General features: G+C 63.8%; 5 protein-coding genes and 1 other RNA gene. 3 read left to right on the plus strand and 3 right to left on the minus strand.

Annotated elements, in window-relative coordinates; genetic code table 11:
* Window positions 1–5 precede the first annotated feature (5 nt).
* Window positions 6–434 (minus strand): division/cell wall cluster transcriptional repressor MraZ, encoded by a 429-nt coding sequence (mraZ, locus tag VEC01_RS08815; RefSeq protein ID WP_324900439.1) that lies wholly within the window; start codon window positions 432–434, stop codon window positions 6–8.
* 631 nt (window positions 435–1,065) lie between these two features.
* On the opposite strand from mraZ, the gene VEC01_RS08820 reads away from it, so the two are divergent.
* Window positions 1,066–3,225 (plus strand): TonB-dependent siderophore receptor, encoded by a 2,160-nt coding sequence (locus VEC01_RS08820; RefSeq protein WP_324900440.1) that lies wholly within the window; start codon window positions 1,066–1,068, stop codon window positions 3,223–3,225.
* A gap of 218 nt (window positions 3,226–3,443) precedes the next feature.
* Here the strand turns inward: VEC01_RS08820 and VEC01_RS08825 are convergent, their stop codons facing one another.
* Complete coding sequence (locus VEC01_RS08825) at window positions 3,444–4,649, minus strand: PHB depolymerase family esterase (protein WP_324900441.1); 1,206 nt, start codon at window positions 4,647–4,649, stop codon at window positions 3,444–3,446.
* Between the two features lie 600 nt (window positions 4,650–5,249).
* Between VEC01_RS08825 and VEC01_RS08830 the strand changes: the two genes are divergently transcribed.
* Window positions 5,250–9,296 (plus strand): Ig-like domain-containing protein, encoded by a 4,047-nt coding sequence (locus VEC01_RS08830; RefSeq protein WP_324900442.1) that lies wholly within the window; start codon window positions 5,250–5,252, stop codon window positions 9,294–9,296.
* A gap of 37 nt (window positions 9,297–9,333) precedes the next feature.
* Here the strand turns inward: VEC01_RS08830 and rnpB are convergent.
* Window positions 9,334–9,714: RNase P RNA component class A (gene rnpB, locus VEC01_RS08835), an RNA gene on the minus strand.
* Between the two features lie 69 nt (window positions 9,715–9,783).
* On the opposite strand from rnpB, the gene VEC01_RS08840 reads away from it, so the two are divergent.
* Window positions 9,784–11,475, plus strand: a complete 1,692-nt coding sequence (locus tag VEC01_RS08840) for a thiamine pyrophosphate-binding protein (protein ID WP_324900443.1) — start codon at window positions 9,784–9,786, stop codon at window positions 11,473–11,475.
* Window positions 11,476–11,579: the final 104 nt, after the last annotated feature.

Consider the following 11,579-nt stretch of genomic DNA (forward strand, 5'->3'; position numbering starts at 1 on the left):
GGCCGTCAGAACGAAAAATTGCTCAATACGTCGGGCATGCCGTTCGCCACGGCCTGCGCCTCGTCCTGCGCAAGTTTTTCCGCGTCCCAGATCTCGAAATGGCTGCCCATGCCGAGCAACATGACGTCGCGCGTCATGGCGACGGCCGAACGCAGCTCCGGCGCGATCAGGATGCGGCCGGCGGTGTCCATTTCGACATCCGAGGCATTGCCGAGGAAGATGCGCTGCCAGGCGCGCGCCGACATCGGCCACGAGGCGATCTGCTCGCGGTGGTTTTCCCAGACCGGGCGCGGAAAGAGCAGCAGGCAACCATGAGGATGGCGCGTGAGCGTGATCCGCCCTTCGCACTGAAGCGACAAGGCGTCGCGATGCCGGGCCGGAATGGTCATCCGTCCTTTCGCATCGAGACTCAACGCTGACGCGCCTTGAAACACCCTGATTACCCTCGTGGTTGTCGTTTTGAATTGCGTTAGTGAAAAGTGTTTTCGGGTAAGTTTTGGACGAACGCCCCACAAAAATACACTTTTTCACACTGCCGCCCACTTTAGAGGATGGTTTATTTGCGGTCAAGTAATATTCGGAAACAAAAATGCGATTTTTTCTAATGAAGTCAATGACTTAGCGCGTTTCATTCAAGCAACGTCTTGAACGAATCTTCAAGAAAATGAAGCACTTATCAAAGACACTGAAGGTGACGTCTGAGCTTTATACATGTGTTTGCGAAAACGCAGAAAAGCCTCGATGTTGCCGGCATTCATGAGAAAAATGCCGCCAAACGTCGTGAATCTGGCAACTCGCAGCTAGTTGCCGGTAAAAACTTGGGCTTCGAAAGCGGTCGCAAGTTCCATACGGAAAATTCCAGCCGGTTATCAAGCGTTGAGAGTGACCGCTAGACAACAGGGAGGCGTGGCAATAGCAGGAGTGGCGCCACCTCTTCACAGCGGTCATTGACTTGCAATAACATAGTGAATGATAATGCTTCTCATTTACACATAGCTTCCCATTCACCCCGCCAGCCACCGGTTCGTCCGCCAGCCAGCCATTTTCCTTCTCTGGAGAGTTCGTATGAACAAGCTGCCTGCACGGCACGCCGCTCGCGCGCGCACGGCTTCCGTTTTCCGTCTTCGTCCCTCGGTCGCGCTCACGCTGGCCGCGGTCGCGCAATTCGCCCTTCCCGGCATCGCCGGCGCCGCCGAAGACACCACCTTGCCGTCCGTAACGGTGCGCGCGGCTGCCGAACGTGCGGACGGGCCGGTCAACGGCTATCGTGCGGAGCGCTCCGCCACCTTTACCCGCACCGACACGCCGCTGAAGGAAGTGCCGGCATCCCTGACCGTGGTACCCGGCGAAGTCATGCGCGACCAGGCGATGGGAAGCATCGCCGACGTGATCCGCTATGTCCCCGGCGCCACGGCCCACCAGGGCGAAGGCAACCGCGACCAGGTGGTCCTGCGCGGGAATGCGACAACTGCCGACTTCTTTGTCGACGGCATCCGCGATGATGCGCAGACTTTCCGTGACCTCTACAACCTGGAGCGCGTGGAAGTGCTGAAGGGCCCGGCCGGCATGGTGTTCGGCCGCGGCGGCGCCGGCGGCGTGATCAACCGGGTGACCAAGCGCCCGGTGTTCGGGCATGTCGGCTCGGCGCAGGTGACCGCCGGCAGCCACAGCCAGGTGCGCGGCGCGGTCGACGTCGGCAACAAGATCAACGACGCGGCGGCATGGCGGCTGAATGCGATGGCCGAGAACGCCGACAGTTTCCGCGACGGCGTCGAACTGAAGCGCTGGGCGATCAATCCGACCGTGACCCTGGTCCCCGGCGCCGGCACCGTGCTGACGCTCGGCTACGAACACCTGCGCGACGAGCGCACCGCGGACCGCGGCTTCCCGTCGATCAGCGGCAGGCCGTTCAATGCGGATCCCTCGACCTTTTTCGGCAATGCCGACCAGAGCCTGTCGGACTCCACGGTGGATGGCTTCTCCGCCGTGCTGGAGCACGACCTGGGCGGCGGCGTGCAGATGAAGAACAACTTCCGCGCCACCCGTTACGACAAGTTCTACCAGAACGTGTTTGCATCCAGCCCGGTCAATGCGGCCGGCAACCTGACGCTGGCTGCCTACAACCACGGCACCAAGCGCACCAACATCTTCAACCAGACCGATGTGACGATGAAGACCGTGATCGGCGGCTTCGAGCACACCTTGCTGGCCGGCGTGGAACTCGGCCACCAGGACAGCACCGGCGTGCGCATGACCGGCTTCTTCGGCAATGCGACCACCACGACGGTGTCCGCGGCCAATCCGTTTGCCGCGGCCACGCGTTTCCAGAGCGCCGGCACCGACGCGAACAACCGCGTCAAGGCCGACATCGCCGGCGTCTACGTGCAGGACCAGCTTGCCCTGTCGAAGCAGTGGAAGCTTCTGGCCGGCTTGCGTTACGATCATTTCAAGGTCAACTTCGACGACTTGCGCACCACGACGGCGCCGGTCGACCTGTCGCGCACCGACAATGCCTTCAGCCCGCGCCTCGGCCTGATCTGGACGCCGAACGACTGGTCCACGTACTACGCCAGCTACAGCTTCGCCGTGCTGCCGTCCGGCGAACAACTGAGCCTGGCGGCGAACACCGCGGACCTTGCGCCGGAAAAGGCACGCAATTACGAAATCGGCGCACGCTGGGACCTGAGCCGCGCGCTGACCCTGTCGGCAGCCCTGTTCCGCCTCGACCGCGACGATGTGCGCGTGGCCGACCCGCTGCGCGCCGGCTTTTTCGTAAAGACCGGACAGCAGCGCACCGAAGGGCTGGAACTCGGCCTGCAGGGCGACGTGACGCGCAACTGGCAGGTATTCGCCGGTTACGCTTACCTGGACGGGCGCATCACGAAGGCGACCTCGAACGGGCCGGCAGGTGCAAGGATCGGCCTCGTGCCGGAGCACTCGCTGTCGCTGTGGAACAAGGTGACGCTGGGCGGAGGCTGGGGCGCGGGCCTGGGCGTGGTCTACCAGGGAGAGTCCTACACCTCCTTCACCAACAACGTAAAGCTGCCGGCCTTCACCCGCACCGACGGCGCCGTCTACTATGACTTCGCCGACGGCAAGACACGCCTGGCGCTCAATGTCGAAAACCTGTTCGACAAGAAGTACTATCCGACCGCCAACGGCGACAACAACATCAGCCCGGGCGCGCCGCGCAACGCGCGCCTGACGCTGTCGACGACCTTCTAAACCGGGTCGGTCTCCGCCGGGCTCCCGTCCGGCGGAGATACCCTCCGTTCCCCAAAGCCCCCGGAAGACGGCGGCCGGTCTCGCTGCACGGCGAGCCCATGACCGGCACGGGGTGCATGCATCCCTCCACTCCGGCCGCGTTCCCCCAGGCGGTCGTACCACCTTCCGCCGGCAACACCATCACGGCCGGCCCGGCGAGCCGAACCTCGGCCTCCCGCTCACAGGCAATTGCCGACGACATAGTAGTTCGGCCCGGTCTGCTTCAGCGTGGTCAGGGTGAAGAAGTTGTTCAGTCCCATGAATTTGTTCGACCCGTTGGCCAGCGCAAGAAAGAACCAGTCATGCGCACGGCCGGCGAATACATGCTCCGCGTTGGAAGCGGTGAAGCAGCGCGGGGCGGGGTCGGGCGGCGTGGTGAGTCCGGCGACGCGGTCGATCATTGCCTTGATTGCCGCCATCTGGCGTCCGTTCTTGTTCGCGTAATCGGGATCGTCGCGATTGAAGTCGAACCAGTTCCAGCAGGCGTTCGGATTGCGGCCGAAGGTCGACGCCGTCTGCGGGTAGAGCACGATGATGTTGTTGGTGTCGGCCCAGGGGTTGTAACCCGCATTGCGGATGAAGACGTCGTCGATGCTGTCGGCGTTCTGCCGGCAGCCATGGAAGGCGACATGCACCCGGCACGGCTGGTTCATGCTCTTGTCGCAACTGGCCGGGATGTAGGCGTAACCGATATCGGCCATGCCGTGGCGGCGCGGTCTGCGATCCGGGAAAAACTCGGTCTGATCGAATTCGACAAGGCGTCCACCAAGGCCGTTCGTGTTCCTCGTGCGCAGGTTGTCCCCGTAGATCCATTTCAGCAGTTCGCCGGCCGCGTCGAATCCGCAGTTGTTGATGTAGGGCTTGCCCAAGGCGGTGCAGGGATTGCCGTAGGATTCCGTCGGAAAGGCATGCTCGGCATTGATGTCCTTCCTGAAGCGGATCGCCGCTTCGCCGACATAGTTGCGGTAGTAGTTGTACAGATCCTGCATCACGGGCGGCGGCACGATGCTGTCCTGCTGGCCGGAGAACAGCCAGATGCGCTGGTTCGCGAGGTAGGCGGTGGCGTCGATCGCGCCGCCCTGCGCGCGCCGCCCGGTGATCTCGACCAGCTTGTCGACATTGGTGCTGCCGGGCGCGACTTCGCAGCTCGACGTCAGGTTGAAACCGGAGCAGCTGCAGCGCCGGGTCGCGGTTTCCGTGTCGCCCTGGGCGCAGTAATACGGCCCGCCGGCGACGATGCCCGCGCCGCGGATGATGCTCGAATAAGCGACGCTGAACTGTACCGCCATGAAGCCGCCGGAAGACAGGCCCGAGACGGAGGTCTGTGCAATGTCGACATTGAAATTCTGCAGGGAGACGGGCGCCGCATGCAATCGCGACGTCATCGCAACCGCAAGGATAAATACAGCCAGCCAGTTGCGCATGTTATTGGAATAAGGATGGCTCGCGGAGGAAAGCCTGCTGGTCGTGGGAGGAAGTTTAGGAAGCGGGATGGCAATGGCGGCTGCACCTGTCTGGTACTGCTCAGCGGCCGCTGTTTAGGAGGACAACCGACATCGCGATCCTCCACTATTCCCTGTTATCCATCCCACGGCCAACAGGCTCTGCTGATGTGATGGACGAACTTTACCGCAATCACCCCGCGTCGCGTTGAGCTTGCTCAAGTTGCAAAGGTCCGGGGAACCGGGCACGGCGCCCGCGCCCGGTTCGCCAGCGTGAAACCGGGAATTCGCGGCGTTTCCACGGGCTTCTCTGTGGATCGGCGAAAACGCCACGGGTGCAAAATCGACAAGATGCGGTTTTTGTAACGGCGCGGAACGAGACAACTGTGGTGCCGGCGCAACCTTAACTTTAGGCGCTCCGGTGCCGATAACTTTGGATGGGTCGATGTATCCGGAGCGCCTGCGCATCCGTATTTCAATAATCGCAATCCCTCGCATCCCGCACCGTGGTAGCAACACCTTTTTTTGCAGACAGGTAGCTGTATGGCCTTGACCAACACCCAACTTTCCCTGATCAAGCTTTATCTGGCGAGTTTCAATCGCGCCCCCGAAAAGAACGGACTCGATTACTGGTCGACCCAGCTCGCGGCAGGAAAGCCCTTTTCATCCATCGTGTCGACGGTGTTCAGCCTGGACGTGGTCAAGGCAATCTATCCGGACGTGCTGCCGGATGACGCGTTCCTGACGCAAATCTATATCAACATCTTTAACAAGCTGCCCGACAAGGATGGCCTGGCCTACTGGACGGGCCGGCTCGAGCTTGGCGCGCAGCGCGCGCAGCTGGTGATGGACATGATCAACGCCGGGCTGGGCGTCCCGGATGGGACGCCTGGCAAGGCATTCATTGCGAACCGGTTCGCGGCGGCGCAATACGCGGTAAACGTGCAGCTCGACCAGAAGGCTTCCTACAACGTCAATACGCTGAAGTCCGCGATGGCGACGGTCACCGACGACCCGGCCTCGGTCCAGACCGCCAACAAGCTGATCAACGCCATCAACACCGGCGGCCTGGACGGCCCCCTGAATCCCATTTCCCTGACCGGCGCAACCGGCGGCTATGTCAACAACGCCGCCAAGAGCGCGGGCCTGTCGGCCGTCATCGACCTCGCCGGCACGAATGCGGTGGCGGGCAACACGGTACTGTTCCTGCTCAACGATGCGCTGTTCCCCACCTCGATCACCTATATCCTGACCGCGACCGACATCAAGGCCGGCAAGGTGACGGTCAAGCTGCCGACGACGGCAAACTGGGGCGCGGACGGCACCAAGGTGCTGAGCGTGAAGCTTGCCAACGTGCCGACCGGTCATATCAGCGGCGCGGGCGGGCACCTGACCTTCATCATGGATTCCACCGCTCCCGGCGCGCCGGGAGCACCCACTACCTCTCCCGCATCGATCGCCACCAACGGCATTAATGCGGCGCAGAAGGCGGCCGGCATCTCGGTGCTGGTCAGCCTTGCCGGCACCGGCGCCGCTGCCGGCGACACGGTGCAGCTCCTGCTGGGCGGCGCGTCATTCTCGACTCCGGTCACGCGCGTGCTGACCGCTGCCGACATTGCCGCCGGTTCGGCCACCCTGACCATCGGCAGCAACGTCACCTGGGGAACGGACGGCAGCAAGTCGCTGACTGCAAGAATCACCGATGCCGCCGGCAACGCGGGTGCGGCAGGCGCCGCACTCGCGGTCACGCTCGATTCGGCCGCGCCGACCCTGGCGAGCAGCACACCGGCGGACAACTCGGCAAACGCCGGGCTTGCCGGGAACATCGTGCTGACCTTCAGCGAGAACGTCGCCGCGGGTTCGGGCAACATCGTCATCACCAACGGTGCGGGCGACACCCGCACGATCGCCGTGACGGATTCCACGCAAGTCACGGTCTCAGGAAAAACCGTCACCATCAAGCCAACCCTGCCGCTGCTGGCGAGCACCGGATACAACATCCAGATGGCAAGCGGCGTGATCACTGATGTCGCCGGCAATGCGTATGCGGGCATCAGCAATGCGACGACCCTGAACTTTACGACATCCGCGCTGCCCACCTACACGGTGGCACAGGCGACTGCCGCCGTGGCGGCAGACCCGGCGGTCCTGTACACGTTGAGCGACACCGCTGCCAATCTTGCCGCCGATGCGGCGACCAACAGCGGCGCCGGCACCTATTCGACCGGACGCAACGTGGTATTCACGTCGGCCCCGACGATTGCGCAACTGACCGCAGTCGACGCGGCAACGACGGGCACGCTGACCTATACGGCGATCAGCGACGCCGCTGCCACCCTGGCCACGAACACCGGCGGCTATGTGAAGGGCGGGATCAACGTTACCGTCACCGGATCCGCAGCAATTTCGCAGTTGGCCGCCATCGATGCGGCGAACGGCAACGGCACCGTGACCTATGCCGGCGGCGTCAGCGATACTGCAGCCAATCTTGCAACGAATTCCGGCGGCTATGTCAAGGCGCTGACCAACGTGACGGTCACCGACGCGCCGACGATTGCGCAACTGACCGCGATCGACAACGCCAACACCACCGGCACCCTGACCTATGCATCGGCGGTCACCGATACCGCCGCCAACCTCAGGGCCGACGCCCTTCTCAACAGCGGCGCCGGCAGATTCGTCACCGGACATAATGTCACGTTCACCGATGCGCCGAGCATTGCGCAACTGGCTGCGGTGGATGCGGCGACGACCGGTACGCTGACTTATGCCCTTGGCGTATCGGATACCTCGGCCAACCTTTACACCGATGCGTCCACCAACGCCGGGGCCGGCACCTATGTCACCGCGCACAACGTCAGTTTCACCGATGCGCCGACCATTGCCCAGCTTGCCGCGGTCGACGCCGCAACGAACGGCACGCTGGCCTACACGGCGATCTCGGACACGGCGACAAACCTGGTGACGAACGCGGGCGGCTACATCAGCGGCGCGGTCAATGTGACCGTCACCGGCGCCGCCTCGATCGCCCAGCTGACCACAATTGACGGCTACACGACAGGCACGCTGTCCTATTCCGTCACCGATACGGTATCGAACCTGACCGCGAACACCGGCGGGTACGTGAAAGCCGGCATCAACGTCACTGTCAGCAATACCGCATCGATCGCGGAGCTTGCCGCCATCGACACCGCGAACGGCAGCGGCACCGTGACCTACGCCTCCGGTGTCGCCGATACCGCAGCGAACCTGTACACCAATGCCGGCGGCTATGTAAGGGCGCTGACCAATGTGACGGTCACCGACGCGCCCACCATCGCGCAGCTGACGGCAATCGACACTGCCAACACCACCGGCACCCTGACCTATGCATCGGCGGTCACCGATACTGCCGCCAACCTGCGCGCCGACGCCATCCAGAACAGCGGCGCCGGCAAGTACGTGACCGGACACAACGTGGTGTTCACCGATGCCGCCACCATTGCGCAGCTCGCCGCGGTGGACGCAGCCACTGGCGGCACGCTTACTTATGTGTTCGGTGTGACGGACACGTCCGCCAACCTTTTTGCGGATGTCTCCGGCGCCGGCTACGTCAACAACCACGATGTCACGTTCACCGACGCGGCGACGATCGCACAGCTTACCGCCGTCGACGCGGTGACCAGCAACACGCTGACTTACACCGCGGTCAGCGATACCGCAGCGAACCTGTACACCAATACCGGCGGCTACGTCAAAGCGGGCATCAATGTCACGGTCACCACCGCGGCGAGCATCACCGAGCTGACCACGATCGATGCCGCCAACACCTCGGGCACGCTCAGCTATTCCGCCGGCGTGGCCGACACCACCTCCAACCTGATTACCAACACCGGCGGCTACGTGAAGGCCGGAGTGAACGTCACCGTCACCGGCGCCGCCTCCATTGCGGACCTGACGACGATCGACACGACGAACACGAGCGGCACCGTGACCTGCAGCAGCATCACCGATACCGGATCGAACCTGGCCGCCAATACCGGCGGTTACGTCAAGGCTGGCGTCAACGTGACGGTTTCGGGCGCCGCCACGGTTTCGGAACTGACGACGATCGATACGGCGAACACGACCGGAAGCCTGACCTACACCACGGTCACCGATACCTTTGCAAACGTGCGCGGCGCGAGCGGCCTGTCGTCCGGCGCTACGGTGACCGCGCAGGTCGCCGATAGCGCGGGAGACAGCGCGGTCGGCTATGTCGACGCCGATACAAGCGGAGCGCTGAACAATGGCGACACCTTTGCCATTGCGGCCACCGCAACAATCAGCCTGGCGACGGTTGGCATGAGCACGGGCGACGTCTTCAGTTTCAGCGGCGCGCAGACGCTGGCGAACCAGGCCACGGCGGCAGCCACGGTGGTGGACGGCGAATACATGACGATCCGCGGAACCTGGGCCAGCGGCACCGGCATCTTTACGGTCAACACGACGGCCGGCACCGACACGCTGGTGCTGTTCGACAGCGACGCCGGCGGCTCTGCCGCCACATCCGGCATCGTGCTGATCGGCGTCACGTCCGTGACCGCCGGCGCGGACCAGATCACGCTGTAAGACAGCCCCGGGCGACGCCGCCCGCTGCTGAAGAAGAAATTGAAGCAGGCCGATAGGCCGGATTCTGTTACGGCGGACGGGAGCGATCCCGCCCGCTATGACAGCCATTCCTCTAGGCCGTGAATTGCTCCACGGCTCAAGCTTCCTACCCGCACGCTCCGCGAGCAGCCTCAATGCGTGCCTATTTGGAATTGCTCCGGGTGGAGGTTACCGCGTTTCACCCTTTGTGACGCAGGGAGCGGCTTTCGCCCTCCCCGGTCCCAAAGACTCGTCTCTGTGGCCCTGTTCCTCGCCTTATACCCTCCGGCTTGCGCCGGACAGGCTTTCAGCGTACGGCCGTTAGCCGTCACCCTGCTCTGTGGAGTCCGGACCTTCCTCCCGCCGTCTTGCGACGGCCAGCGGCTGTCTGGCCTGCTTCAGCCGCCATTGTAGCCGACGCCGGCGCTGGTATCATCCGTCTTATTGTCTTTTCAATGTTTTCCATCCCATGACACGACGCAACGGCGGACAGATCCTGGTTGATTCCCTCAAGACGCAAGGCGCCGACATCGCATTCGGCGTTCCCGGCGAAAGCTACCTCGCGGTGCTCGATGCGCTGCATGACGCGCCGATCCGTTTCATCGTCAACCGCCAGGAAGGCGGCGCAGCCTTCATGGCGGAAGCCTACGGCAAGCTCACCGGCCGGCCGGGCATCTGCTTCGTCACCCGCGGCCCGGGCGCGACCAATGCGTCGATCGGCGTGCACACCGCACACCAGGATTCGACGCCGATGATCCTGTTCATCGGCCAGGTGGGCAGCGACTTCGTCGAGCGCGAAGCCTTCCAGGAAATCGACTACCGCCGCATGTTCGGCACCATGGCCAAGTGGGTCGCGCAGATCGACCGTGCCGACCGCATACCGGAATACGTCGCTCGCGCGTTCCAGGTCGCCACCAGCGGCCGGCCGGGTCCGGTGGTGCTGGCGCTGCCGGAAGACATGCTGAGCGCGCAGGCGGACGTGGCCGAGGCGCGCCGCTACCAGCCGGTGCAGGCAGCGCCGTCGGCGGCGCAGATCGAGCAGCTGCGCGCGATGCTCGCCGCCAGCCGGCGGCCGGTGGCGATCCTTGGCGGCGCCGGCTGGGATGCCGCGGCGTGCGACGACATCCGGCGTTTTGCGGAAGCCAGCAGCCTTCCGGTCGCCTGCGCCTTCCGCTTCCAGGACCTGTTCGACAACCGCCATCCGCACTACATCGGCGACGTCGGCATTGGCATCAATCCGAAACTCGCGCAGCGCATCCGCGAGGCCGACCTGGTGCTGGCGATCGGCCCGCGCCTGGGCGAGATGACGACCGGCGGCTATACGCTGCTGGAAGCGCCCTGTCCGCGCCAGAAGCTGATCCATGTACATGCATCGGCGGAGGAACTCGGCCGCGTCTACCAGGCCGACCTGTTGATCAATAGCGGCATGCCCGCCGTCGCTGCGGCCTTGGCCGGCATGCGCCCGGTGGACCCGGCGCCGTGGAAAGCCAGCGTGGCGCAGGCGCGGGCCGAGCTTGCCGACTGGCAGGCGGAACCGCCGGTCTTCCGGAACGGCACGGCGAAACTCAACCTGTGGAAGGTCGTGCAGGAACTGAAGCGGACTCTCCCTGCCGACACCATCGTCACCAACGGCGCCGGCAACTTCGCCACCTGGGCGCATCGCTTCTGGCATTACGCCGGATTCCGCACGCAGCTGGCGCCGACATCCGGCGCGATGGGTTACGGCGTGCCGGCGGCGGTCGCCGCAAAAATCACGGCGCCGCACCGCACCGTGCTCAACTTTGCGGGCGACGGCGACTTCATGATGAATGGCCAGGAGCTGGCGACGGCGATGCAATACGGCGCCGGCGTACTGTTTATCGTCTTCAACAACGGCGCGTACGGCACGATACGCATGCACCAGGAGCGGACCTACCCGGCGCGGGTGTCGGGTACACAACTGCGCAATCCCGACTTCGCCGCACTGGCCCGCGCATATGGCGCGTACGGCGAGGCCCTGGAAGCGACCGATGCCTTTCCGGCCGCCATGCAGCGCGCGCAGTCGCATATCGCCGAAACCGGCCTGCCCGCGCTGATCGAGCTGCGCTACGATGCCGATCTGATCACACCCAATGCCACTTTGCAAGCAATCCGCGAAGCCGCGCAAAACGCACAAGGGTGAGCGGGCCGGGTGAATCGGTGCAATTTCTTTGCGCCCGTTACAGATTGACGGTACCGCCACAGAATTTTTTCGCAAAGAGAATGTCAAGTACATCGGATCGGGCG

The organism is Noviherbaspirillum sp., assembly GCF_035627455.1.
Taxonomy (GTDB): Bacteria; Pseudomonadota; Gammaproteobacteria; order Burkholderiales; family Burkholderiaceae_D; genus Noviherbaspirillum.

Coding starts and splice junctions, on each gene's coding strand:
- VEC01_RS08820 (WP_324900440.1), top strand. CDS start 1,066: ATGAACAAGCTGCCTGCACGGCACGCCGCTCGCGCGCGCACGGCTTCC.
- VEC01_RS08825 (WP_324900441.1), bottom strand. CDS start 4,649: ATGACGTCGCGATTGCATGCGGCGCCCGTCTCCCTGCAGAATTTCAAT.
- VEC01_RS08830 (WP_324900442.1), top strand. CDS start 5,250: ATGGCCTTGACCAACACCCAACTTTCCCTGATCAAGCTTTATCTGGCG.
- VEC01_RS08840 (WP_324900443.1), top strand. CDS start 9,784: ATGACACGACGCAACGGCGGACAGATCCTGGTTGATTCCCTCAAGACG.